Source organism: Xanthomonas sp. LMC-A-07 (assembly GCF_030208825.1).
Taxonomy (GTDB): Bacteria; Pseudomonadota; Gammaproteobacteria; order Xanthomonadales; family Xanthomonadaceae; genus Xanthomonas; species Xanthomonas campestris.
In genome coordinates, this window is the sequence record NZ_JARVTF010000012.1 from 48,339 (window position 1) to 73,525 (window position 25,187).

20 protein-coding genes are annotated in these 25,187 nt (G+C 66.7%); 9 read left to right on the forward strand and 11 right to left on the reverse strand.

Annotated elements, in window-relative coordinates:
* Nucleotides 1-57: 57 nt before the first annotated feature.
* Entirely contained in the window at nucleotides 58-1,095 is a 1,038-nt protein-coding gene (locus QRM89_RS13555) for an SMP-30/gluconolactonase/LRE family protein (protein ID WP_285448245.1), read from the forward strand.
* Nucleotides 1,096-1,222: 127 nt separating this feature from the next.
* On the opposite strand, the gene QRM89_RS13560 is transcribed toward QRM89_RS13555, so the two are convergent.
* Nucleotides 1,223-2,281 carry a kelch repeat-containing protein gene (locus QRM89_RS13560; protein WP_285448280.1) on the reverse strand — a complete coding sequence of 353 codons (1,059 nt, stop codon included), beginning with the start codon at nucleotides 2,279-2,281 and terminating at the stop codon, nucleotides 1,223-1,225.
* Nucleotides 2,282-2,336: 55 nt separating this feature from the next.
* Between QRM89_RS13560 and QRM89_RS13565 the strand changes: the two genes are divergently transcribed.
* Nucleotides 2,337-2,654, forward strand: a complete 318-nt coding sequence (locus QRM89_RS13565; RefSeq protein WP_285448285.1) for a hypothetical protein — start codon at nucleotides 2,337-2,339, stop codon at nucleotides 2,652-2,654.
* Between the two features lie 284 nt (nucleotides 2,655-2,938).
* Here the strand turns inward: QRM89_RS13565 and QRM89_RS13570 are convergent, their stop codons facing one another.
* Nucleotides 2,939-3,094 carry a DUF2256 domain-containing protein gene (locus QRM89_RS13570; protein ID WP_011039179.1) on the reverse strand — a complete coding sequence of 52 codons (156 nt, stop codon included), beginning with the start codon at nucleotides 3,092-3,094 and terminating at the stop codon, nucleotides 2,939-2,941.
* A 225-nt stretch (nucleotides 3,095-3,319) separates the two neighbouring features.
* On the opposite strand from QRM89_RS13570, the gene QRM89_RS13575 reads away from it, so the two are divergent.
* Together QRM89_RS13575 and QRM89_RS13580 are read left to right on the forward strand one after the other, a co-directional pair.
* The gene (locus QRM89_RS13575) at nucleotides 3,320-3,742 is read left to right on the forward strand and encodes a hypothetical protein (protein WP_285448246.1); all 423 of its coding nucleotides are present in this window, start codon (nucleotides 3,320-3,322) and stop codon (nucleotides 3,740-3,742) included.
* Nucleotides 3,743-3,927: 185 nt separating this feature from the next.
* Entirely contained in the window at nucleotides 3,928-4,317 is a 390-nt protein-coding gene (locus tag QRM89_RS13580) for a VOC family protein (protein WP_228437081.1), read from the forward strand.
* 158 nt (nucleotides 4,318-4,475) lie between these two features.
* Here the strand turns inward: QRM89_RS13580 and QRM89_RS13585 are convergent, their stop codons facing one another.
* The 6 genes from QRM89_RS13585 to QRM89_RS13610 all read right to left on the reverse strand — a co-directional run bounded on the left by QRM89_RS13585 (nucleotide 4,476) and on the right by QRM89_RS13610 (nucleotide 15,897).
* Nucleotides 4,476-5,948, reverse strand: a complete 1,473-nt coding sequence (locus QRM89_RS13585; protein ID WP_285448247.1) for a mannitol dehydrogenase family protein — start codon at nucleotides 5,946-5,948, stop codon at nucleotides 4,476-4,478.
* A gap of 110 nt (nucleotides 5,949-6,058) precedes the next feature.
* Nucleotides 6,059-8,749 carry a glycoside hydrolase family 3 protein gene (locus QRM89_RS13590; RefSeq protein ID WP_285448248.1) on the reverse strand — a complete coding sequence of 897 codons (2,691 nt, stop codon included), beginning with the start codon at nucleotides 8,747-8,749 and terminating at the stop codon, nucleotides 6,059-6,061.
* Between the two features lie 2 nt (nucleotides 8,750-8,751).
* The gene (locus QRM89_RS13595; RefSeq protein ID WP_285448281.1) at nucleotides 8,752-10,434 is read right to left on the reverse strand and encodes a glycoside hydrolase family 43 protein; all 1,683 of its coding nucleotides are present in this window, start codon (nucleotides 10,432-10,434) and stop codon (nucleotides 8,752-8,754) included.
* Between the two features lie 20 nt (nucleotides 10,435-10,454).
* Entirely contained in the window at nucleotides 10,455-11,714 is a 1,260-nt protein-coding gene (gene manD, locus QRM89_RS13600; protein WP_011039173.1) for a D-mannonate dehydratase ManD, read from the reverse strand.
* Between the two features lie 11 nt (nucleotides 11,715-11,725).
* Nucleotides 11,726-13,690, reverse strand: coding sequence for a sialate O-acetylesterase (locus QRM89_RS13605; RefSeq protein ID WP_285448249.1), 1,965 nt, complete (start codon nucleotides 13,688-13,690; stop codon nucleotides 11,726-11,728).
* The gene (locus QRM89_RS13610) at nucleotides 13,687-15,897 is read right to left on the reverse strand and encodes an alpha-glucuronidase family glycosyl hydrolase (RefSeq protein WP_285448250.1); all 2,211 of its coding nucleotides are present in this window, start codon (nucleotides 15,895-15,897) and stop codon (nucleotides 13,687-13,689) included. The genes QRM89_RS13605 and QRM89_RS13610 overlap by 4 nt, the downstream gene beginning before the upstream one ends.
* Nucleotides 15,898-16,058: 161 nt before the next feature.
* Between QRM89_RS13610 and QRM89_RS13615 the strand changes: the two genes are divergently transcribed.
* Nucleotides 16,059-17,144 carry a LacI family DNA-binding transcriptional regulator gene (locus QRM89_RS13615; protein ID WP_285448251.1) on the forward strand — a complete coding sequence of 362 codons (1,086 nt, stop codon included), beginning with the start codon at nucleotides 16,059-16,061 and terminating at the stop codon, nucleotides 17,142-17,144.
* A gap of 65 nt (nucleotides 17,145-17,209) precedes the next feature.
* On the opposite strand, the gene xylA is transcribed toward QRM89_RS13615, so the two are convergent.
* Nucleotides 17,210-18,550 carry a xylose isomerase gene (gene xylA, locus QRM89_RS13620; protein ID WP_285448252.1) on the reverse strand — a complete coding sequence of 447 codons (1,341 nt, stop codon included), beginning with the start codon at nucleotides 18,548-18,550 and terminating at the stop codon, nucleotides 17,210-17,212.
* Nucleotides 18,551-18,966: 416 nt separating this feature from the next.
* On the opposite strand from xylA, the gene ttcA reads away from it, so the two are divergent.
* The 3 genes from ttcA (at nucleotide 18,967) to QRM89_RS13635 (ending at nucleotide 21,671) form a co-directional block, all read left to right on the forward strand.
* Nucleotides 18,967-19,869, forward strand: coding sequence for a tRNA 2-thiocytidine(32) synthetase TtcA (ttcA, locus tag QRM89_RS13625; protein ID WP_115541525.1), 903 nt, complete (start codon nucleotides 18,967-18,969; stop codon nucleotides 19,867-19,869).
* 65 nt (nucleotides 19,870-19,934) lie between these two features.
* On the forward strand, nucleotides 19,935-20,843 hold the full coding sequence (locus QRM89_RS13630) for a recombination-associated protein RdgC (protein ID WP_014509525.1): 909 nt from the start codon (nucleotides 19,935-19,937) through the stop codon (nucleotides 20,841-20,843).
* A gap of 42 nt (nucleotides 20,844-20,885) precedes the next feature.
* Nucleotides 20,886-21,671 (forward strand): SprT family zinc-dependent metalloprotease, encoded by a 786-nt coding sequence (locus QRM89_RS13635; protein ID WP_228424415.1) that lies wholly within the window; start codon nucleotides 20,886-20,888, stop codon nucleotides 21,669-21,671.
* A 610-nt stretch (nucleotides 21,672-22,281) separates the two neighbouring features.
* On the opposite strand, the gene QRM89_RS13640 is transcribed toward QRM89_RS13635, so the two are convergent.
* Together QRM89_RS13640 and hemH are read right to left on the reverse strand one after the other, a co-directional pair.
* Nucleotides 22,282-23,166 (reverse strand): alpha/beta hydrolase, encoded by an 885-nt coding sequence (locus tag QRM89_RS13640; protein WP_285448253.1) that lies wholly within the window; start codon nucleotides 23,164-23,166, stop codon nucleotides 22,282-22,284.
* A gap of 2 nt (nucleotides 23,167-23,168) precedes the next feature.
* The gene (gene hemH / locus QRM89_RS13645; RefSeq protein WP_285448254.1) at nucleotides 23,169-24,134 is read right to left on the reverse strand and encodes a ferrochelatase; all 966 of its coding nucleotides are present in this window, start codon (nucleotides 24,132-24,134) and stop codon (nucleotides 23,169-23,171) included.
* Nucleotides 24,135-24,288: 154 nt separating this feature from the next.
* Between hemH and QRM89_RS13650 the strand changes: the two genes are divergently transcribed.
* Nucleotides 24,289-25,185 (forward strand): YSC84-related protein, encoded by an 897-nt coding sequence (locus QRM89_RS13650; RefSeq protein WP_012439632.1) that lies wholly within the window; start codon nucleotides 24,289-24,291, stop codon nucleotides 25,183-25,185.
* The last annotated feature ends 2 nt before the right edge of the window (nucleotides 25,186-25,187 follow it).

The following is a 25,187-nucleotide window of genomic DNA, read 5'->3' on the forward strand; positions in this document are numbered from 1 at the left end:
GAAGCGTGCTGGCGCCCCGGATGGCATCATTGCGCAGCCCTCCAACAGGAATTGCCGATGCGCCTCCCGACCCGCGTACTGCTGGCTGTCTCGGTGATTACGTTGCTCACGTGCTGCGTGAAGCGCGAGCCACCTGCGCAGCGCTTCACCGCCGTGGGCCGCATCACCACGTTCGACCCGGCGTTTCGCGAGGTGGTGGCGCCGCAGGCGCGCATCGAAAAACTCACCGAGGGCTTCACTTGGTCCGAAGGCCCCACCTGGGTGCGGCAGGGTGGCTATCTGCTGTTCACCGATGTGCCAGAAAACAAGCTGTATCGCTGGTCCGACGATGCGGGGTTATCGGTGTTCTTGTCGCCTTCCGGTTATGCCGGCACGGATGTCACCGCGCTGCGCGAAGCCGGTGCCAATGGCCTGTTTGCCGAACCGGGCGGCACCGTGTTGCTGGCCGATTCCGGTACCCGCATCGTGGCGCGGCTGGACCCTGCCACGCGCACGAAAACTCCGCTGGCCACCAGTTTCGATGGCAAGCGCTTCAACAGCCCCAACGATGTGGTGCGGCGCAAGGATGGCGTGGTGTTCTTCACCGACCCACCGTATGGCTTGAAGGGCATGAACGAGTCGCCAGTCAAGGAACTGCGCTTCAACGGCGTGTATCGCCTGGACACCGACGGCAGCGTGCACCTGCTCGACGACAGCCTGAGTTTTCCCAACGGCATTGCGCTGTCGCCGGATCAGCGCACGCTCTACGTGGCCAACTCCGATCCGGCGCGCCCGATCTGGATGGCGTATGCGCTGGATGCGCAGGGCGCGGTGACCGGCAAGCGTGTGTTCGCCGATGCCTCCGACCTGGTCAACAAAGACACGCCCGGCTTGCCGGACGGCATGGCGGTGTCGGCAGATGGCCGCCTGTTCGCTACCGGCCCCGGCGGCGTCATCGTGTTCGATCCGGACGGCCGCAGACTCGGCCGCATCGAAACCGGTGCCGCCATTTCCAACTGCGCGTTCGGCAATGATGGCCACACGCTGTACATGACCTCGCACGCACTGCTGGCGCGGGTGCAGGTGACCTCGCTTGGGTTGGAGTTTGTACGCTGACAAGCGCACCACGCACCGAAGGCTCGCGATAGCCGCTCCACCGTAGGAGCGGCCTTGGCCGCGACAGGGCAGTGCCGATGCACGGCATGTGCAGGCACTTGATGCAGGCACACCCGCAGCGCACTGGCTAGTCCAGTGACTGCGTCCCCTGAGCCTTCGCCAACACCAGCACATCCTCCAGCTCCGGCCCACCGCCTCGATTGGCGCTACCCGCAGCGAGATAGACATCGCCCTTCACCGCGGCTGCCTGCGTGCCGTGGCGCCCCTGCGGCAACGTTGGCAGTATCGTCCAGCGCGCCGTACGCGGGTCGTAGGCCTCCACCTCCTCGTGCGCCTTCACCTGACGCGTGCTCTCGCCGCCCATGACGAGCAGCCGGCCATCGCGTGCGATCACGGCGGTGCCCGCACGTGGCGTCGGCAGCATGGCGGGTGCAACTGTCCAGCTGCGCTGTGCAATGTCATACACATCGACCTCACTGATTGTCTGCGCCAGGGTATTGCCGCTTTCATGCGCGGAACGACGCCCGCCGGCGGCATACAGCTTGCCGTCGAGTACCACCGCATGGAAGTGATCGCGCGCATGCGGTGCGTCGGGCAGCTGCGTCCATTGTTGTGTCCGGGTGTCGAAAGCATCCAGCCAGGGCACGTAGCCGCTCATGTGGCCACGCGTATTGCCGCCGACCAGATACAACACACCGGCATGCTCCACCGTGCCGGCGGCACCGCGACGGCGCTGCGTGGGAATCTTCGGCCCGACCTGCCAATGGTCGGTCTTCGGGTCGTAGATCAGCATGTTGGTGAGCGAGGCTTCTTCGGGATAGTTGCCCGTAAAGCCACCCACCACGTAGAGCTTGCCGGACGACACCACGGCCTGGGCATGATTGACCATCAGCGGCGGTGTGGCTCCCTGCGACCACCGCTGCGTGGTGGTATCGAAGATCTCCAGTGGCCGGTCGTCGCGCCCACCCAGCAGGTACAGGCGATCATCAATGGCGACCATGCTGTTCTCATGGCGCGCGTGCGGCGTGTTGTGCGTGGCCACCGTGCGCCACTGCGCGGGCCGCACCGCCTGTGCGGCTTCAGCCGATGTGCGGTTGCCATCGGGTGTGGCGTATACGTGCGCAGGAATACATGTGACCCCGGCAGCGAACACGGCTGCGCGGAGCGAAGTCGCCAAAGAGCTCATGGACGTCTCTGCCTGATTGCGGTGACTGGCCAGTGTATCGGCACGCGCGTGCGCCGTGACCCCACCCCGCAAGGGCACGGCAAAGAATGCCACTAGCAGACGCGCGACACAGCAGAGCAGCGTGCGGAAGAGCGCCACCAAGAAGGTGGCTGCCAAAAAAGCAACAAGCAACAAGACGGCTGCCAAGAAACCCGCAAGCAAGAAGATAGCTCCCTGGAGAAAAGCCAACCCGGCCAAGACATCCAGGCCACTGTCGGCTGCGCAGAAAACCCAAGCCAAGGCCCGCGCCAAGGCTGCAGGCCGTCCGTACCCCAACCTGGTGGACAATATGGCGGTTGCGAAGCAATCGAAAACCAGGAAAGCCCCGGAGTAGGAGCGGCCAATACAACGTAGTGAGCGAGTGGGTGCGGACGACACGGAGGAACTTGGGTGCACGGCGCTGCCTAGGATTCCGTGCACCGGCGCGGGCGGCTGCGTCGTCGTGTTGATGGTTGCTCCAACTCGCCAGTACGCAGCATCCATCCAGCACGTCTGCACCGCAGCAGGCCACCAGGCAGCGCGGATGCTCCGCGCTAACCGCCGCGGCTTGCCAAGCCGGTGCCCTCGCTCGCTACAACGCGGCACGTTGCAGGGAGCGCCGCGCAAACTCAACGGACATCAGCTGCTCGGCTGAGCCTTACGCGCATGACGGCAGCGATCGGAACAGTACTTCACCTCGTCCCAGACACGCTCCCACTTCTTGCGCCAACGAAACGGTCGTCCGCACTGAACGCAAACCTTCTCTGGCAAGTGTTGTTTCTTGGGCGCTGCCATGTGGGTGCTGACTCAAGAGGCATGGCGATGAGGGCTCAAGCATGTCATAGCCATGTACCGTAGCCATGCCTCGGGAATGAACCGCTCACGAGGTGACATGGCCAGTCATCTGGCAGGCCACAACTTCGGGCCCATTGTCTATAGTACGGGGCCGCTGGCAGGCGCCTGCTCTGTGGACCCACCCCAAGCGATGAAGCGCAGGCTTCGTCTCAGACAAGGACGGTCGTGAAAGTATCTCTCCTCGTGTTATCTGCACTGCTCTATGGCATTGCGCTCTGTCTTCCCGCATTGCATGGAGGCAACGATCAACTTGGCGGTTTCGTCATTTTGCTGCTTGGCTGGATCCAGCTGGTCGATGGCCAATGTATCGCCTGGTTAAGCAACCCACTGTTCTTCCTGGCGTGGCTTTGTTACTTCCTCAAACTGGACAAGTTGGCTGCAGCCTTGCTGGTATCAGCCTGCCTAATCGGACTGGATACCTTTCGCGCAACCAGGTTCGACAAGAACGAGGCCGGTCATCAGGTCATGATCGATCACGTGGGCGCCGCGTTCTACGTGTGGGAGTTTAGCTTTCTGATCCTGCTTGCAGTGGTGCTGATGCGTCTTTTGAAGAAGAACGCCGCCATGCGAAGTGATCAGGCGGTCTGAGGGAGCGGGCGGCACTATCTGCAAGCGACAATGTGATGATGAAGCCTGGGCCGATGGCAGGTTCTGAGCTGCGTGGTGAATCAGGTAAATCGCAGGGCGGTGGCGTGAACACCGCTTGGGCTATTACGCTGCCAATGATCGCCGTAATGTGTTCAGCACTGATCCCTTGGACAGAGGAGACAAGAATGAATGCCAGCGCCAATGTCGGTGACCAGACCATCCCAATCCTTCCCAGCCGCTCGATTGCGCAGACGCTGACGTTCTATCGCGCGCTTGGCTTTACCGGCGATGCGCACCCGCATGATGCGGGCTACGCGATCCTGCGGCGCGGCGATGTGGAGCTGCACTTCTTTGCGCATCCGGATCTTGATCCGACGGCCTGTTATGCGGGCTGCTATCTGCGCGTGACTGATGTGGATGGGGTCTATGCCGCGATGCGCGCGGCGGCGCTTCCGGCACAAGGCATCCCACGGATCGATCCAGTCGGCGACAAGCCTTGGGGCATGCGCGAATTTGCGATTGTGGATGAGAGCGGCAACTTGCTGCGGATCGGGCAGGTGATCGCAGCCGGGTGATGTACGCCGTGATCACACGCCAGGCTGCTCATGGCGCCGCAGGGCTACACCACAGTGAAGAAGTGCGGCGCTAGGTTTGCAGGGACAGCATGCGCACGTGCCCGCTGGCACCTGCAGCGTGTCCAGTTTCACAGCCAATGCCGGCCGCAGCACATCACTCAGGTGAGACGCTGCGCTCGAAGCGCGCGGTCCACGTCTGCCGGCGTGCCCTTGCCCAGCGCGGCGTAGGCCGCTTGCAGGGCCTCGGTGAAACGCGGGTCTGCAGCCAGCGCACCAAACACGGTCTCCAACGTGAAAAAGGTCGACATCGCAGTGCCGGCATCATCGATGGCCGAACGCCCCAGCGTGCCAAGTGCGTCGCCCAGCGGATCAACCAACGCAACACCCGCGTGTGCTTGCCTGCGCACAAAGTGCAGCCAGGCTGCGACCGGCAAGCAGAGGCGATCGATGCGGCGGCCGGCGGTGAGTGCGTCGGCAATGGTGCCGAGCAGGCGCACCGGAATCTTCTGCGAGCCGTCCCAGGCGATCTGGGCCAGCAGGTGGCGGATGGCGGGGTTGCGGAAGCGGGCCAGGATGGCGTCGCTGTAGCGGTGCGGGTCGAAGCCGGGCATCGGCGCCAGGCTGGGGGCGATGTCCTCGCGCATCAGCATTTCGACGAAGTTGGCCAGCGGCGTGTACTGCATGGCATCGGCTACGGTCTCCAGCTGCAACAGGCTGCCGAGGTAGGCAAGCGCCGAGTGCGGGCCGTTGAGCAGGCGCAGCTTGGCGCGCGCGTAGCCGGCGATATCGTCGCTGAGCGTGACGCCTGCGCGTTCGAATGCCGGGCGGCCGTTGCAGAAGCGGTCTTCGATCACCCACTGGGCGTAGCGCTCCCGCTGGATCGGCCAGGCGTCGTGCAGGCCGGTCTGTGCGAGCACTTGCGCGCGTAGCGCCTCGTCGGTGGCAGGGGTGATGCTGTCCACCATCGAGCGCGGAAAGCTGACGTGCTGTTCGATCCAGGCGGCGAGCGCGGGATCGCGTTGCTGCGCAAGCAGCACGGTGGCGCGGCGCAGCAGGCTGCCGTTGTCGGCCAGGTTGTCGCAGCTGAGCACGCTGAACGGTGCGCGGCCGTGCTGCCTGCGTGCATGCAGGCCGGCGACCAGGTAGCCGATCGCGCTGCGCGGTGTCTGCGGATGCGCGATGTCATGCACGATATCGGGGTGGCTGAGGTCCAACGTGTCGCCTGCCAGGCAATAGCCTTTTTCGGTGACGGTGAGCGTGACCAGGCGCACTGCCGGATCGGCGAGGCGGGCGAGCACGGCAGGTTGCTCATCGCTGGCGCAGAGCACTTCGGCGATGGCACCGATCACGCGCAGCTGTGGCTGTGCATCGAGCAGGGCGAGCGTGTACAGGCCGTCCTGCGGGCGCAGCGCATCGCGCACCTGCGGGTTGTGCAGCGACACCGCGCAGATGGCCCAGGCGGGGTCGTCGGCGAGCAGGTCATCGATGTAGACGGCCTGGTGCGCGCGATGGAAGGCGCCGGCGCCTAAGTGGACGATGCCGATGGTGGTGTGTTGGGGATTGTAGTTGGGAGTGAGGACGGTGGTCGGTAGGTGGGCGAGTGTTGCGATGGAGAGCGTTGGAATTGGCATGGGTGTTTGCTTGAAATCGTGGGGTGATGCAAGTTCGCTGGTGGCCTTACCCTCACCCCAACCCCTCTCCCGACGGGAGAGGGGCGTTGATTCCGCGGCGTGCGGTGGGATCAGTTTGCGGTGACGGTGAAGCGTTGTTTGCTGCGGATGTCTGCGCTGGAGGCACCGATCTGCAGCTCGTAGGCGCCTGGGTCCACGGCGTACGCTTTGCGCTGCTCGTCGTAAATACGCAGCGCCTCGCGCGGGGTGATGGTGAAGCTCACCTCGCGGTGTTCGCCCGGTTGCAGGGTGATGCGCTGGAAGCCGCGCAACTCCTTGCGTGCGCGTTCGCGCTGCGGGTTGAGCGGGTGCAGATACAGCTGCACCACTTCATCGCCGGCGCGCTGGCCGGTGTTCTTCACCGACACGGTGGCGCGCAGCGTGCCATCGGCGGCGACGGTGGTGCGGTCCAGCCGTAGGTTCGAATACGCAAACTGCGTGTAGGCCAGGCCATGGCCGAACGGGTACAGCGGCTTGCCGTCGAAGTAGCGGTAGGTGCGCCCGCGCATGGCGTAATCGTCGAAGGCCGGCAGGCGTTCGTCTTCCTTGTAGAAGGTGATCGGCAGGCGCCCGCCTGGGCTGGCTTGGCCGAACAGCACATCGCCCACTGCGGTGCCGCCGCGTTGGCCGGGGTACCAGGCCAGCAGGATGGCGGGCACGTGTTGCTGCGCCCAGTCGATGGCCAATGCGGAGCCAGTGGTGAGCACCGCGACCACTGGCGTGCCGGTGGCCTGCAGTGCCTGCAACAGCTCGCGTTGGGGTTTGGGCAGGCGCGTGTCGGTGCGGTCGCCGCCGGCAAAGCCGGGGTAATTGACGTCCATTTCCTCACCTTCGACATCGCCGGTGAGGCCGCCGACAAACACCACCACCTCGGCATTGCGCGCGGCATCCAGGGCTTCCTGCAATGGCGGTTTGGCGCCGGGCATGCGCCAGGCCAGGCGTACGCCGGCATCGCGGGTGGCTTCGTAATATTCCACGCGCAGGTCGTAGGCCTTGCCGGCTTGCAGCGCCACGGTGGCGGTGCCGCTCCGCATGCGCGGCGCATCGCTCCACTGGTCGATGAGCGGCTTGCCATCCAGATACAGGCGCACGCCGTCGTCGGCAGCAATCTGCAGCTCGTAGTTCCCCGACACCGGCGGCAGCAACTGGCCGTGCCAGCGCACGCTGAAGTCGTCCTTGCCGAGCGCCTGGCCGGGCTGTAGTTCGCCGCGGCCGACCGCATCGTCGGTGGGCGCATTGCGGTCCCAACGGAAGGCGATGCGTGGGTCGATGCGGGTGAGCACCGGCTGGCCTGCCAGTGCACGGCCACGGAAGTACTCACCGGTGAGGCCGTTCTGGCTGGCACCGGCGGCCGGGCGCAGGTAGCGCGCGTCGATCGGTGCGGCCGCGTTGGGGTCTTCGCGGCCTTCCACCAGGTCGCTGCCGCGTGCATACACCACCTCGGCCTGCGGGGCGGCGTCGCGGATGCCTTGCAGGATGGTGACCGGCGCGGCCGGTGTGCCGTAGTAGTTGCCCAGCAGCGACATCGGGTCGTCGGCGGTGGGGCCGACCACGGCAATGCGCTTGAGCGTGGGCTTGAGCGGCAGCAGGCCGTCGTTTTTCAGCAGTACCAGCGATTCGCGCGCAGTGCGCCGGGCCAGTGCATCGTGCTGCGGCGATTGATTGGCCGATGCCGGGATCTGCGCCCACGGCACCTTGGCCGGCGGGTCGAACATGCCCAGCCGCAGGCGCGCGGCCATCAGCCGTGTCAGCGACCGATCGATGGTGGCTTCATCGATCAGTCCGGCGCGCACCGCGGCAGGCAAGGCGGCGTAAGTGTCGCCGCAATCCAGGTCGGTGCCGTGCTTGACGCCGAGTGCGGCGGCGGCTTCGGGCGTGGGCACGATCTTGTGGTTCTGCCAGATGTCGCGGATGGCCGCGCAGTCGCTGACGATGTAGCCATCGAACCCCCAATCACGGCGCAGGATGCCTTCCAGCCGCGTGCTGGCCGATGCGGACTCGCCGTTGACGCGGTTGTAGGCGCCCATTACCGCAGCGACGTGGCCTTCCTGCACCAGCGCCTGGAAGGCGGGCAGATAGGTCTCGTAGAGATCGCGCTCGCTGGGATGCACGTCGAAATGATGACGATCCGCCTCCGGGCCACTGTGCACCGCGTAATGCTTGGCGGTGGCATCGAGCTTGCGATACGGCCCCTGCTGCGCCTGCAGGCCCTGCACGAAGGTGACGCCCATGCGCGCGGTGAGGAACGGATCCTCGCCATAGGTTTCCTGGCCACGGCCCCAGCGCGGGTCACGGAAGATGTTGATGTTGGGCGACCAGAACGTGAGCCCCTGGTAACGCTTGTGCTCGCCGCGCGCCAGGAAGGCATGGTGCTTGGCGCGCGCTTCGTCACTGATGGCGGTGGCCACCTCGGCCATCAACGGGGTATCGAACGTGGCTGCCAGGCCGATTGCCTGCGGAAACACCGTGGCACCGCCGGCGCGGGCCACGCCGTGCAGGGCTTCGTTCCACCAATCGTATTCTGGCACCTGCAGGCGCGGGATGGCGGGCGCGGCGTTCTGCATCTGCGCGGCCTTTTCCTCCAGCGTCATGCGCGATACCAGATCGACGGCGCGCGCCTGCAGCGGTTGCGTGGGGTCCAGATATGGCGGGGGTGGCGTTGCGGCGTGCGTGCTGCCGGCGGCCACGCCGAGCGCCAGCAACAGGCCGCGCGCCAGGGCACGGTGTGGCACGCGGGCGTGCGGGGCAGGGTGGGAATGCATGCTCAATCCTCCTTGGTGCGGTCTGGGTCCAGCTGGGCGAAGGGCCCGATCGTGCTGCCGACAAAGCCGCCGGCCTGTGCAGTGCTCAGCATGCTGGCGTCGTCGTGACGCTGCAGCCATTGCCAGCCGTGCCCGGTTGCATCGAAGGCAAAGCTGTAGCGCCCGCCATCGCCGCTGATCTGCAGTCGCAATGGGGCGGTGGTGACCGGGATGCGCGCACGTGCCAGGGTGGTGGTGCGCGTGCCGTCGCGCTTGTCCACGAAGACCTCCGCGCCATCGCCATCGCGGCGTACGCCCAGCGCGTACCACGCGTTGGAATTCTGCACCGCGGCCAGGCCGGCGCTGATGCCCGCATCGGCTGGCAGCTCCAGCGCGGTGCTGGCGGTGAAGTGCGTGTGCTGCTGGCGCCGCCCCAGAAACGCAGGGTTGCCGGTGCTGGCCAGTCCTTGCGGTGTGGCGTGCAGGGTGAGCCAGCCTGGGCGTGCACGCAGGTCGGCCCAGTCACGCTTGGGCACGCGCAACGACAGCCATTCGCGCTGCGGCGTGCTGCTGTCGAACCCGTCGCGCCAGGTGAAGTTGCCGGACAACGGCGCTTGGTCGATGCGCGCCGGCGTGCCGTGCGGTGCCTTGGCCACGTAGGGAATCGGTGCGCCCGGCGTCAGGATCGACGGCCAGCCATCGCGCCACTGCACCGGCAGCAGGAAGGTTTCGCGCCCGGTGTTGTAACGGTCGTCTGCATACGGCCGGCTGGCCAGGAACACCGCCCACCACTGCCCGTCGGGCGTGTCCACCAGGTCGACATGGCCGGCATTGCTGATCGGCTGCGCGCGCCCGGCAGGCAGGTCGCGCTGGGTGAGGATGGGGTTGTGCGGCGCGGGCGCGTACGGGCCCCACACGTTGCGACTACGCAACACTACTTGCGAATGCTGTGGCCCGGTGCCGCCTTCGGCGCACGACAGGTAGTACCAACCATCGCGTTGGTAGACGTGCGGGCCTTCGATCCAAATCGGCTTGCTGGCCAGGTCCACGCCGCCGTTGAGCAGCACCTTGCGTGGGCCCAGCGGCTGATTGGTGGCCAGATCAAACCGCTGCATCCAGATGGCGCGGTGGCCTTCGTACAACGGCGTGCCTTCCGGCGGGCCGTTGTTGAGCAGGTACGCGCTGCCATCGGTATCGAAGAACAACGACGGGTCGATGCCATCCACGCCGGGTAACCAGCTGAGCGTGGACCACGGCCCGGCCGCACTGGTTGCGCTGGCGATGAAGTTGCCGCCGCTATCCACCGCGGTGCCCACCACATAGAACCGCCCGGCATGGTGGCGGATGCTGGCGGCGAACATGCCGCGCGACACGCCCAGGCCATCGTAATCGAGCTGCTCACGCCGCTCGACCACATTGCCGACCTGCGTCCAATGCACCAGGTCCGTGCTCTCGAACACCGGAATCGCCGGGAAATACGCAAAGGTGGAATTGACCAGGTAATAGCGCTCGCCCACCCGCGTGATGCTGGGGTCGGGATAGAACCCGGCCAGGATCGGATTGCGGTAATGCCCAGCCGGCAGTGGCGTGGCGAACACCGGGTCATCGCCGCGGTACTCGAACCAGTCGAACGCCACGGCCTGCTTCGGCGCTGCCGGCTGCGCATGCGCCACCAGCGGGGCGGCCAACGCCACGCTTACAGCCAGCAGTAAGGCACGCATGCGCCTCACCAGTCCCACATCGCGCCATCTTCCAGACGCGCGATCGGCAACTGCTTGGGCACGTAGGGATACTTCGCGGCCAGGGTTTCATCGATGTCCACGCCATGCCCGGGCGTCTCCCCGCAATGCAGGCGCCCGTCGCGGAACACGTAGTCGTGCGGGAACACCGCATTGGCCTCGTCGGAATGGAACATGTATTCCTGGATGCCGAAATTGGGCACCCAGGTGTCGAAGTGCAGGGCCGCGCCCATGCACACCGGCGACAGATCGGTGGCGCCGTGGAAGCCGGTGCGCACCTGATGCAGCGCGGCAAAATCGGCCAGCCTGCGCACATGCGTGATGCCGCCGGCATGGACAATGGTGGTGCGGATGTAGTCGATCAGCTGTTGCTCGATCAGGTGCTTGCAGTCCCAGAGCGAATTGAACACCTCGCCCACCGCCAGCGGCGTCACCGTGTGCTGGCGAATCACTTCGAACGCGCGCTGGTTCTCCGCCGGGGTGGCGTCTTCCAGCCAGAACAGGCGGTACGGCTCCAGGTCGCGGCCCAGCCGCGCGGCTTCGATCGGCGTGAGGCGGTGATGCGCATCGTGCAGCAATTCGATTTCATCGCCGTGGTCGGCGCGCAGCTGCTCGAACAACTTCGGCACCACCCCCAGATAGCGCGGCGTGGACCACACGGTTTCGGTGGGCAGTTCGCTCTCGGCCGGCTCGTACGGCTTGCCGCCGCTGGAGATGCCGTAGGTCTTCTTGATGCCGGGCACGCCGCATTGCGCGCGGATGGCGATAAAGCCCATCTCGCGGAAGCGGCCCACCTCGTCGCTGGTTTCGGCGATGTCGCGGCCGTTGGCGTGGCCGTAGACCAGCGCGCCTTCGCGCGAGCGCCCGCCCAGCAACTGGTACAGCGGCAGGCCGGCCATCTTGCCCAGGATGTCCCACAACGCCACGTCCACCGCGGCAATCGCGCTCATCGTCACCGGCCCGCGCCGCCAGTACGCACCGCGGTAGAAGAACTGCCAGATGTCCTCGATACGCCCGGCATCGCGGCCAATCAGGTTCGGCACCAGGTGTTCCTGCAGGTACGCCGCCACCGCCAGTTCGCGGCCGTTGAGCGTGGCATCGCCCAGCCCGGTGATGCCCGAGCGGGTGCGGATCTTCAAGGTGACGAAGTTGCGCCCCGGGCAGGTGACGATGACGCGTGCCTCGACGATCTCGCGATCGCGGGCCGAGCCTTGCAGCGGGGAGGGGGAGTCGACGGTCTGTGACATCGGGGTCTCGCTCATCGGGAAGTGGCGGCAGTGATGGGAAGTTCGAACGGGCCTGCAGGCAGGCCGCTGCGGTCGTACAAGGTGCACACCGGGCTGTCGGCCCAGCAGTAGCGCACGCGCGTGGCCTGCAGGTCGGCCGGCACGCGCAGCGTCACGGTGTCACCGTGCACGCTGGCCGGCGCGTAGCGGCAACTGCCGCTGGCCGCGCCGCAGACCTCGAAGCCGATCGGCGCGCTGGCGCTGTAGCTTTGCAAGGCGGTGTCCACGGCATCGAAGCGCACGCGCAGTGCCTCGCCATCGCGTTGCACATCGCGCGGTACCGGGCCGGAAGCGGCAATCGCCTCGCCATACACCACCTTGCGCGCTGCACGTGCCAGGCGGCGGCCCAGCTCCTGCTTGTTGGCCGGATGAATGTCGTAGCGGTCGCCGATATCGATGGCCACCGCCAGCCCGGCATGCGCATCGCCGGCCACGAAGCGGCGCTGCGCCTCGCGGAGCTGCGCCCAGCCGCTTTCCACCGGTTCGGTAGGCGGCATGCCGTAGTTGGCCAGCTGCACCACCAGCAGCGGCAATTGCGCGCCGAAGCGCTGCCGCCAGTCGCGCCGCCAGGCGTCGAGCAAGGCCGGGTAGTGCACTGCATCGCCGGCATTGGATTCGCCCTGGTACCAGAGCACGCCGCGCAGGCCCAGCTGGCCGAGCGGGGCGATCATGCCGTTGTACAAGGTGGTCAGCCCGGCCGCCGACGACCAGGGAGCACGGGGCGGCATGCCCACTGCAGGCGGCACGAGCTGGTACTGCCAGGGGCGGTCCAGCGGCACGCGGCTGCCGTCGGCAAACTGCAGCGCACGCGAGGACGCATCGCCCAGTAACCCACCACGCCGATAGGTATTGAGCACGTTGAGCACAATGCTGTTGCGCCCGGCCTGCAGCTGCCCGCGTGGCACGCTGTAGCGGCGCGGCTGGTCGGCGCCGTAGCTGCTGCCCACCGCATGGCCGTTGACCCAGGTCTGGTCCAGTTCGTCCACCGGCCCGAGGAGCAGCGTGGCGTCCTGCGCGGCCTGCGCCGCGGTCAGCTCGACAGTGCTGCGGTACCAGACCATGCCGTTGAAACCGACCAGCTGCGGCACGCCCCACTCGTCCCAGGCACCGAGCGTGGCTGGCGCGGGCTGCCATGCGCCCGGCGCATCCGGCTGCCACGGCGCGCCATCGCCATGCGCACGCCACCAGGTTTCCCACAACCTGCCCCAGCGTGGCGCGGCATCGGTCGGGCTGGTGGCGTAACGCGCCAGCACGTCCAGTGCGGGGCCATCGTCGCCGGCCGCGCGCAGTGCGGCGTCGCCGATCCACGCCTGCAGTTGCGAGCCGCCCCACGAAGCATTGATCAGGCCCATCGGCACCGCCACGGTTTTCTGCAGTTCGCGTGCGAAGTAATAGCAAGCCGCAGAAAAATCCTTCACCGTCTCAGGCGTGGTGGGCTCCCAGACGGCAGCGCCCCCGAAGCTGCGTTGCGGGGTCGGGCTGGACTGCGCCGGCACCTTGAACATGCGGATGCTGGGGTGATCGGCGTCGGCGATTTCGCTGCGGGAATCCAGCGTGCGATGCACCTGCAGCTCCATGTTGGACTGGCCCGAGCACAGCCAGACATCGCCCACCAGCACATCGTCCAGTTGCTGGGTCACGCCGCCTGCACTGCGCGCACTCAGCGTGTAAGGGCCACCGGCGCCACGCGCCGGCAGGCGTGCCTGCCAATGTCCCTGGCGGTCGGCACGCACCTGCACCTGCTGCTCGCCCAGGCGCAGCGTCACCTGTTCGCCGGCCGGCGCATCGCCCCACAGCCGGATCGGCGCATCACGTTGCAGCACCATGTGCGGCTGGAATAACGCATGCAGCAATGGCGCATCGGCCGCCGCTGCATGGGAAGGTGCGAGCAACACGCCCAGCGCCGCGATCAATGCCACCCGTGTCCGTGCACTCATTTCGGGTTCCCCGGTGCGTATGGAAACTTCAGCGCCTGGTAGTACGCCAGCGGATGCGCCGGTGGCGCCGTGCCAGCCGGCAACGCACGGCCGGACACCTGCTGGAAATACGCAACGCTGGCATCGCGCCACCACTGCGCCTCGTCCTGCTGGATCGCCAGGAACGCTGCGATCTGTTGGTAACGCTGCGCATCGATGCGGCCGTGCAGCTGCTGCCACGTTTCACGCATCTGCTGCACTTCATCCACGCCGTGGTCGTAATGCCAGACCAGCTCGTCCCACAGCGGCCGCCCCGAGGCCATGCGGTGGTCCCATGGCACGTGGTGGAACCACAGCAGGTAAGGCTCGGGCACGCGCTGCACGTTGCCGAACACGCGCGCCACCGGCGCGGCATATTGCGCAGCCGCATTGCTGCCACTGGCACTGCGATCAAATCCAATCCCGTTGCGATCGGCGCGGTGGTAATACACCGGGTCCCAGTCCGGGCGCTCGCTGCCGGCATCCCACGGCGCCGGGCCGTAATGATGGCCACGCCCCATCAGATGATGCAGGCCGAGCGGGGTCATGTAATCCACCACCGCCTCGCGCGAGCGCAGCAACAGGTCCACCACCGGCGTGACCACCGCGCTGTCGTTGGAGAAGCTCATGCGCACCCATTCCTGCGCGATCGCTTCCGGGCGCAGGTCTGGATCCCAGGCCAGCCTCCCAAACGCATACCAATTGGCCTGGTCGAAGATCGAGCCACTCCAGTTACGATCCGCACCGATGTTGGCCACCCCGGCAATCCCGGTCAGTGGCGAGCGCGTGGTGGCTTTGAACAGGCTGCCATCGACCGTCTTTGCCACGGTCGAGCCCTTGCCGCGCGCATAGGTATCGGCCTGCAGCGTTTCGGAGAACAGGCTGCCCAGGTAGGCCACATGCGTAGAGAAGCCCAGATATTCCTTGGTGATCTGGAACTCCGGCATCAGCGGCGTCTTGCGCATTGCACCGAACAACGGGTGAAACGGCTCGCGCGGCTGGAAATCGATCGCACCGTTCTTCACCTGCACGATCACGTTGTCGCGGAACGCGCCATCCAGCGGCAGGAATTCGCTATAGGCCTGCTTGGCGCGGTCGTCCGGCTGCTCGTGCGAATAGACGAACGCACGCCACATCACCACGCCGCCGTGCGGCGCCAGCGCATCGGCAAGCAGGTTGGCACCGTCGGCGTGGCTGCGGCCGTAATCCTGCGGGCCCGGCTGGCCTTCGGAATTGGCCTTGACCAAAAACCCGCCAAAATCAGGGATCCGCGCATAGATCGCATCGGCCGTTTCACGCCACCAACGCTGCACCTGCGGGTCCAGTGGGTCGGCGGTCTTCAAGCCACCAATCTCGATCGGCGCACTGAAGCGCGCGCTGAGAAACACGCGGATGCCATAGGGGCGAAACACCGTGGCCAGCGCCGCGGCCTTGTCCAGATACTGCGGCGTCAGGCTCCACGCTTTGGCGTTGACGTTGTTGAGCACCGTGCCGTTGATGCCGAGCGAGGCGTTGGCGCGTGCGTAGTCGGTGTAGCGCGGGTCCAGGTAGCCGGGCAGCGTCTGCCAGTTCCACAAGGAGGCGCCGGCATAGCCGCGCTCCACCACGCCATCCAGGTTGTCCCAGTGATTGAGCAGGCGCAGCTGCAGCCGTGGCGTCTGCCGGAGATCCAGCGCGCTCAGCGACTGCCCGGTCTGCACCAGCCGCAGCAGATGGAACGCGCCGTACAACACGCCCACATCGCTGCCGCCAACAATCACCGTCGCCTGGTGACCATCCACGCGCGTGCTGCGGATCAGGTAACCCTCGCGCCCCAGCGCCTGGGTTGCCAGGCCCAACGCGGCAATCTGCGGTGTCTGCGCGGTCCCCAGCACGATCGCGCCATCGCGCGTGGCGGCTTGCGTCAGCGCCGGCGCCACACCGAGCAGACCGTGCAGGCCGCGCTGCAGCTCGTCACCGGCCGCCTGCAGCGTGGGCGTTGCGCCCAGCACGACCAATTCGCGCGCGCTGCCTTGCTTCTGTGCCGCATCGGGCAATAAATGGTAGCGCAACCATAAATCGTAGCCGTCCTCGGCATGCGCGGTCATCGCCGGCAACACCGCGCTGCACACCAGCAACGCCAGCAGCAGCCAATGCGCGCAGGCGGCCTGCGTGCGCCGCACAAATTTCCTGGTCATGCGTGCGCTCATACCTTGCATCCGGTTGCCTGATCGTGATGTGCGTGCCGGTCGCCGCTCTGCCTGCTTCCCGGTACCATGCGATGCACAGCCAAGCGCGTTGCTCGCCGCTGCACCAGCGCCGCGGTGCGCTTGCATACCGCATGTTCGTCAGCCATTTGAAGAGGCCACGCTTGGAGAAGGTCAGGAAATCGGTCCGCCGCACCAGCCGTGCGATCACCATCAACGAGGTGGCAGCGCTGGCCAAGGTCTCGCCGATGACGGTATCGCGCGTGGTCAACAGCAACGGCAATGTGCGTGATGCCACGCGCGCGCGCGTCATGCGCGCAGTCGACAAACTGGGTTACACCCCCAACCTCGCTGCCAGCGCGTTGGCTGCCGCGCAGAGCACGCGCATCGCGTTGATCTACAGCGACCCCAGCGGTGCGTATCTGCGCGAATTGCTGCTCGGCGTGTTGCGTGTGGCCTCGCGCACCTCGATCCAGTTGGTCATCGACTGCTGGGACGATCTGGACGCCGATGCCGAGCGCAAGGCTGCACGCAAACTCGCCAAGGGCGTGGCCGGTGTGATCCTGCCGCCGCCGCTGTGCGAATCCAAGGCGGCGGTGCTGGAACTGGTGCGTGCCAAGGTGCCGGTGGTGGCGATCGCCTCCAACCATTTCAGCCCGGATGTGGCCTGTGTGCGCATCGACGAATTCGCCGCTGCCAAGGAAATCACCGAGCATCTGATCGCGCAGGGCCACACGCGCATCGGCTATATCGCCGGCCACCCGAACCTGTCGGCCAGCACGCGGCGTTTTGAGGGATTCCAGGCCGCGCTGTCCGATGCCGGCCTGCGTCTGGATCGTCACTTGGTGCAACCCGGCGACTACACCTACCGCTCGGGTCTGCTTGCGGCCGAAAAATTGCTTGCGCGCAAGCGGCGCCCCAGCGCGATCTTCGCCAGCAACGACGACATGGCCGCCGCTGCGATTTCGGTCGCGCACCGGCGTGGGCTGGATGTGCCGCGAGATCTGTCGGTGGTCGGCTTCGACGATACCTCCGCCGCCACCGCGGTGTGGCCGGAACTCACCACCGTGCAGCAGCCGATCGCCGCCATGGCCGATGCCGCATTGGACATCTTGTTGAAGACGATTCGCGCCAAGGAGCGGCCCGCGCGGACGATGGTCGATCATGTGGTCGCACACCTGCTGGTCAAGCGGGATTCGGTGGCTGCACCGGCAGCCGAGGCGGCAGAGCAGCCCTCCGCCGGGCCGTAAACGCTGTCGCCAGCGTCACGGCATTGCACGCTCGCCCGATGCACTGGGCGAGCATTAGCGAGGCATCAACGCGTCAGGTACTGATTGATCAGGTTCTCGTAGGCTTCCTGGCGGCCGCTGACTTGCGTCGGCTCGCCCTTGCCGGTGGCGTACGTGGCAAGATCCGCCAACGTGCTGGTGCCGTTGGCAAAGTCTGCGCCCGCGCCGCTGTCGAAGCTGGCGTAACGCTGCGCGCGCCAGGTTTCCAGCGGCGAAGAGGTCAGCAGTGCGTCGGCCACTTCCAGCCCACGTGCGAACGCGTCCATGCCGCCGATGTGGGCCAGGAACAGGTCCTGCGGGTCGGACGATTCACGCCGCACCTTGGCATCGAAGTTCAGCCCGCCCGGGGCCAGCCCGCCCTGACGCAGCACCACCAGCATCGCGCCGACGGTGTCGTACAGGTCGGTCGGGAACTGGTCGGTATCCCAGCCGTTCTGCGGGTTGCCGCGGTTGGCATCGATGCTGCCAAGCAAGCCGGCATCGCTGGCCACCTGCAGGTCGTGCTCGAAGCTGTGGCCCGACAGCGTGGCGTGGTTGGCTTCGATGTTGAGCTTGAAATCCTGGTCCAGGCCGTGCTGGCGCAGGAAGCCGATCACCGTGGCGCTATCGAAATCGTACTGGTGCTTCATCGGCTCCATTGGCTTGGGCTCGATCAGGAAGTTGCCCTGAAAGCCAATCGCACGGCCGTAGTCGCGTGCCAGGGTGAGGAAGCGCGCCATGTTGTCCTGCTCGCGCTTCATCTGCGTGTTGTGCAGGCAGGCGTAGCCTTCGCGGCCGCCCCAGAACACGTAGTTTTCCCCGCCCAACTCCACCGTGGCATCGATCGCGGCCTTGACCTGCACCGCAGCGCGCGCCACGACGTTGAAGTCCGGATTGGTGGAGGCACCATTCATGTAGCGCGGGTGCGAGAACAGATTGGCGGTGCCCCACAGCAGCTTGACGCCGGTGTCGGCCTGGCGCTGCTTGGCAATGCCCACCATGTGCTTGAGGTTGTTTTCATACTCGCCGATGTCGTCCGCATCCGGCGCCAGGTCGATGTCGTGGAAGCAGTAGTACGGCACGCCGAGCTTGGTGAAGAATTCGAACGCGGCATCGGACTTGGCTTCGGCACGCGCCAGCGCGGTGTTGCCTACATCCCACGGATACGCACGCGTGCCCGGGCCGAACGGATCGGCGCCATTGCCGCAGAAGCTGTGCCAGTAGGCCACTGCAAAGCGCAGGTGCTCGGCCATGGTTTTGCCGGCGACCTGCTTGTTGGCGTCGTAGACCTTGAACGCGAGCGGGTTGTCCGAATCGCGGCCTTCGAAGCCGATCTTGCCGATGCCGGGGAAATATTCTTTCGCGCCGATGAAAACGGTGTTGCTCATGGGGTCAAGCTCCTGCAGAGGGAGAGGGCAATGGGGCTGCGCGCAACGCCGTGACGGTGCTGCGCGCGGAGCAGGGTTGCATGCAGCGCACGCTCGGGGACTGCACAATGTTAGCGCTACCAAAACTGCGACTGAAAAAAGCCGCGCCATGGAGCGAAGCCGAGTGGGTCATGCCGATCCTGCGTCGAACGGTCCGGGCGACTTTACCCAGCCCGCGCCAGAAAGGCTTGCTGCGCTGCGAGATGCGCAGCGCGGCCGCGTGCGCTGTCACACAATCGCCGCAGGGGGCGGGGCTGCCAGTGGCCGGCCGCCGCCAAGGCAGGCGCGACGGCCATCGCCGGCATCGGCGCGGTCACGCCGCGCCAGCGGGCCGGCGCTCAGGCAGCGGCGGTCCGGCCAGCTACAATGGCCGGCTTATGACCGCTGTCCTGCCGCTGCCGCTTCCCCTGGCCGATCCCGCGCCGCGCACCCCGCGGCTGCAGCGCGAGCCGCTGCGCCTGGCCAAGCGGCTGCGCCACGCGGTGGGCCAGGCGATTGCCGATTTCGGCATGATCGCCCCCGGTGACAAGGTGATGGTCTGCCTGTCCGGCGGCAAGGACAGCTACACCTTGCTGGACATGCTGCTGCAGCTGCAGCGCAAGGCCCCGGTGCCGTTCACGCTGGTGGCGGTGAACCTGGACCAGAAGCAGCCGGACTTTCCCGCCGACGTGCTGCCCACCTACCTGCGCGCCCAGCAGGTGCCGTTCGACATCATCGAACAGGACACCTATTCGGTGGTCAGCCGGGTGATCCCGCAGGGCAAGACGATGTGTTCGCTGTGCTCGCGGCTGCGCCGTGGCGCGCTCTACGCTTACGCGCAGGCGCACGGGGTGACCAAGATTGCGCTGGGCCATCACCGCGACGACATCGTGGCGACCTTTTTCATGAACCTGTTTCACCACGCCCGGCTCGCGGCGATGGCGCCCAAGCTGCGCAGCGACGACGGCGCGCATGTGGTGATCCGCCCGCTGGCCTATGTGCGCGAGGCCGACATCGCCGCCTACGCGCAGGCCCGCCAGTTCCCGATCATTCCCTGCAACCTGTGCGGCAGCCAGGAAAACCTGCAGCGTCAGCAGGTCGGGCGCATGCTGCAGCAGTGGGACCGCGAGCAGCCCGGCCGCGTGGACCAGATCGCCCGCGCGCTGGGCGATGTGCGTCCGGAGCAGCTGGCCGACCGCACGTTATTTGATTTTCTGGGATTGGGCGGCGGCGCCGACGCACCGCTGCCCGATGCCGCTGGCTGGTTGGCCGGCAGCGCTGCCGAGCACGCGCGCGACTAGCGCAGACGCCGTTACCGACCACCTCACTCCCGCGCCACCTTCTTTCCTCCTCTTCGGTCTTTCGCATGTTCTTTCGCAATCTCACGCTGTTCCGCTTCCCGACCACCCTGGATTTTTCCGAAATCGAAACGCTGTTGCCGCAGGTGCAGCTCAAGCCGGTTGGCCCGCTGGAAATGACCTCGCGCGGATTCATCTCCCCGTTCGGCCGCGACGAGCACGAAGTGCTCTCGCACCGGCTTGAGGATTTCCTGTGGCTCACCGTTGGCGGCGAAGACAAGATCCTGCCCGGCGCGGTGGTGAACGATCTGCTCGAGCGCAAGGTGGCCGAGATCGAAGAGAAGGAAGGCCGCCGCCCGGGTGGCAAAGCGCGCAAGCGTCTGAAGGACGACCTGATCCATGAGCTGCTGCCGCGTGCCTTCGTCAAGAGTTCGCGCACCGACGCCATCCTGGACCTGCAGCACGGCTACATCGCGGTCAACACCTCCAGCCGCAAGAGCGGCGAGAACGTGATGAGCGAGATCCGCGGCGCACTCGGCAGCTTCCCGGCGCTGCCCTTGAATGCCGAAGTCGCCCCGCGTGCGATCCTCACCGGCTGGATCGCCGGCGAACCGCTGCCCGAAGGCCTGAGCCTGGGCGAAGAGTGCGAGATGAAGGACCCGATCGAAGGCGGTGCGGTGGTCAAGTGCCAGCATCAGGAATTGCGCGGCGACGAGATCGACAAGCACCTGGAAGCCGGCAAGCAGGTCACCAAGCTGGCCCTGGTGATGGACGACAACCTGTCCTTCGTGCTCGGCGACGATCTGGTGATCCGCAAGCTCAAGTTCCTCGATGGCGCACTGGACCAGCTCGAGCACAGCGAAGGCGACGGCGCACGTGCCGAACTCGACGCGCGCTTTGCGCTGATGAGCGCCGAAGTGCGACGCCTGTTCCTGTTGCTGGAAGACGCCTTGAAGCTGAGCAAGGCCGAGGCCTGATCGGTCTCACCGGCTGACACATCGCAGCGCTATCCTGTGGCCATGTTCAAGCCTGTCCGCCGCCTCATCGCACCCGCACCGCAGGTCGTCGAACGCGACTGCGTGCGCCTGCAGGTGGAAGGGCGCGAGATCGTCGTGCTGCGCGTGCGCGACCCACGCGCGCGGCGCATCAAGCTCAGCGTGGATGAACGCGGCGCGCGGCTGACCCTGCCGCTGCGTGCAAGCCTGGTGGCCGGCGAGCGTTTTTTGCACGCGCATCTGGACTGGCTGAGCACGCAGCTGTCGCGCTACCAGCAGGTGGATGCGCTACCGCCGCTGGAGCGTGGCGTGCCCGGCCTGCTGCCGTTGCGCGGCGCGTTGCTGCCGTTGAGCTGGCACGACGGCCGCTATGCCCGCATCGACATCACCGATGACGGCGCCCAGTTCCACGTCCCGGCGCGCCTGGGGGATGCCGGGCTGCGGCGCACCTTGAAGGAATTCTACGAAGCGCAGGCGCGCGCCGATATCGGCCGCTGGCTGCCCACCTACCTGCCAGGATTACCGCGCGCGCCTGCCCGTCTGCGGTTGAAGGTGATGTCCTCGCAGTGGGGCTCGCTGGCACCGGACGGCTCGCTGGCACTGGACCTGGCGCTGGTGCTCGGCCGCCCCTCGGCGTTCGAATACGTGCTGGTGCACGAGCTCTGCCATCTGGTGCAGGCCAACCATTCGCCGGCGTTCTGGGCCGAGGTGGAACAGCGCTTTCCCGCCTGGCGCGACGAGCGCAGCTATTTCCACGAACACGGCCGCCAGCTCAAGGCGCAACTGCGGCGGTTGCTGCAGGCGGAGTGATCGGCGGCGTGTAGGCGTGCGTGCGAGCGGGGCTTGGTGCGCGCGTGCTGGACACTCTGGGCGAACGCAACGTCACTGGCGCCAGAGAACGGACGCGTGTTGCGCTGACGCCACACCGAGCTCTCCCATCTGTCCAGCCGTCTTGATTCGCCGACGCCTGACAGTGCTGAAAGAACGGGCAGGGTCGGGCTGGACAACGCAGACCTCACGGCAATGCGTGCGGCGCCACGTGCATCTCGCTACCGCCACGCATACGCCGCTGCGCGCGCAAGTTGCCCACACGCAGGCAACGACAGCCACGGATAACGGGTGGCCAATGCGGTCTGCACGGCATCAATCATCACAGCAAGGGGCTCGTTGCCGCGCCACTGCGGCGGGTCGCAGGCTGCAGCCCAGACCTGCTGCAGAAGAGGGCGGTCCTGCGCTTGCAGTGCTGCGCACGCTGTCTAAGAATGTCCACGGCGTATGCCACGCCTGGAACGCTTCGATCGCGGTGACAACGTGGACAGGCGTCTTCAACGCGAGACCTCGATGGTGATGTGCAGTGATCGCCGTGCAAACAACTACACACGATGCGTTTTTCAGTGCACGCGTTTGTCGAGTGCCGTTGTCAGCGGAGCGTGTGTTCTTGCACGCGCGGCGTCGGCAGCCCGGCCAGGAACGCGTTGATCACCGCGGCCACTGCCTCGGGTGCCTCCATATGCACATGGTGCGTGCCGGGTAAAAGATGCAGGCGCGCGTCGGCTACCATCGCCACGCGATGGTCGCGCAGGTCGTCGGGGAAATACGGCTGCGCCGGCGTGGCGAAAATGGCCTGGGTGGGGCAAACAATGCTGCTCAACAGCGCATCGATCTGCACTTCGGTCATGCGGATGGCGGTGGGCAGGGTGAGCCGCGGGTCCGAGCACCAGCTATAGCCCCCTTCCACCACGCGCACGCCGCGCTCCACCAGCAGGCGGGCCGCCGGCTCGGTGAGCTGGTTGGCCATCATGCGCGCGCGCACCGGCATCTCCATCGACGGGAACACCCGCAGCGGCCGCTGCGCCAGCGTGCGCGTGGAACTGACAGCCTCGCGCAGACGGCTGGCGGTGCTCTCCACCGGCTCGGCCAGCGCGCCCAGCGCCTCGATGGCGATCAAGGCCTCGACCCGTTCCGGCGCGGCCGCGGCCATCAGGCTGGCCACACCGCCGCCGAGCGAGTGGCCCAGCACGGTGAAGCGTTCCCAGCCCAGCGCATCGGCCACCAGCAGCAAATTGTGGATGGCGCTGCTGAGCGTGTATTCGGCGCCCACCGGCAGCCACGCGCTGTGGCCGTGGCCGGGCAGGTCGAGCAACACCAGATCCAGCGCATCGGCCGGCAGGTGCGCGCTCAGCGGCAGGAAGCTGGCCGCGTTATCCAGCCAGCCATGCAGCGCCAACACCCGGCGTGGCCCGCGCTCGGCAGTGCGCAGCCCGGTGATACGGCCAATCGGCAGGTCGCAGTGAAACGGCTGCAACCTCACGCGCGGCGGGCCACTGCGGCCAACGCCTGCGCATGCGTGGTGCTGTCGTTGAGGCAGGGGATGTAGCTCAGCGTGGCGCCGCGTTCGGCCAGCGTTTCGGCAAAGCCCAGCGCCACTTCTTCCAGCGTTTCCAGGCAGTCGGTGGCAAAGCCCGGGCACACCAGGTCGAAGCTGCGCACGCCGCCCTCGGCCAGTGCCCACAGCGTGGGTTCGGCATACGGCTGCAACCAGCGTTCTGCACCGAAGCGCGACTGGTAGCCCATCTGCCACTCATCCGGGCCCAGGCCCAGCGCGGTGACGATCGCCTGCGCGCTGCGTTCGCACTGCTGCGGATACGGGTCGCCCGCGTTGGCCACGCGTTGCGGCAGGCCATGGAAGGAGAACATCAGCTTCTCGCTGCGCCCATGCACCTGCCAGTGCGTGCGGATGGAATCGGCGATCGCCGCCACCCAGCCGGCGTCTTCGCAATAGTCCTGGATCACCTCCACCGCGATCTCCGGCGCGCTCGGGCGCCAGGCATCGACCACGTCCTGGATCGAGGCGGTGGTGGTAGTCGAATACTGCGGATACAGCGGCAGCACCACGATGCGCTTGATGCCGCGCGCACGCAGGCCGTCCAGCGCCTTGCGCAGGGCCGGCGCGCCGTAGCGCATGGCCCAGGTGACGTGCCAGTCGGGCATGACCTGCTGCAGGCCTTCGGTCAGGCGCCGCGTGTACACCGCCAGCGGCGAGCCGTCCGGCAGCCACACCTTGGCGTATTTTTCTGCCGACTTGGGGCCGCGGATGGGCAGGATCACGCCATACAGCAGCGGCTTCCAGAACAGCGGCGGGATGGCGACCACGCGGCGGTCGCTGAGAAACTCGGCCAGGTAGCGGCGCACGGCCGGGGCAGTGGGCGACTCGGGGGTGCCGAGGTTGACCACCAGCAGGGCGGTGTCGGAAGTGGTGTTCATGGCGACCATTCTGGCAGAGCTTGGCGAGCGTGCCGAATGCACCGATCCGATCACTGCGATCGGGCCCGTCTGCGCCCCGGGTGCGCTCACCACCGATTCATTGCCCCGCGACTAACGTCGCGCCATTGATTTATCTTTGACGGATTGCCCTTTGGAGCTTGTCATGCCCCGTTTGTCGCGCCTGGCCCTGTTGTTGTCGCTGACCTTCGCCGCCGGCCATGCCGTGGCGGGCCCGGAAGAGGACCAGCGCGCGCGTAATGCGGTGCGGGTGCTCAACGAGATCATGAACATCCCCGAGCAGGCCATCCCCGACAAGCTGCTCGACGAAGCGCGCGCGATCGTGGTGATCCCCGACACGCTCAAGGCCGGCCTGGTGATCGGCGGCCGTCGCGGCCACGGCCTGATGTCGATGAAGAACGCCGACGGCAGCTGGTCGCAACCGGTGTTCGTCAAGCTCACCGGCGGCAGCATCGGCTTCCAGGCCGGCGTGCAGTCTTCTGATGTGGTGCTGGTGTTCCGCAACGACCGCAGCCTGGACAACATCGTCAACGGCAAGTTCACCCTGGGCGCCGATGCAGGCGTAGCCGCAGGCCCGGTAGGCCGCAACGCGGCCGCCGCCACCGACGGCCAGCTCAAGGCCGAAATCTGGTCCTGGTCGCGCGCCCGTGGCCTGTTTGCCGGCGTGGCGCTGGACGGCGCGGTGCTGCAGATCGACGATGCCGCCGACCTCAATGCCTACGGCGGCGGCGCCACCCCGCGCATGATCTTCGAAGGCCGCACCAACGAGCGCCCGTCCACCGACGTGATCGCCTTCCGCGACCGTCTGGAAGAGGTCACCTACACCGCGCGCACCAACCGCAGCAGCGATGGCGACACGCCGCCGCCCGCGCCGCGCCCGGTCAGCCAGTCACCCGCGCAGGCCCCGGCGACGCCACCGCCGCCGAGCAACGAGGCCAGCACCATGCCGATCCAGCCTTCGGCCACGCCGCCACAGCAGCAAGGCTTTCAGCCGGTCTCCGATGGTGAAATCCGCACCGAATCACTAGACGGCAACCGCTGACC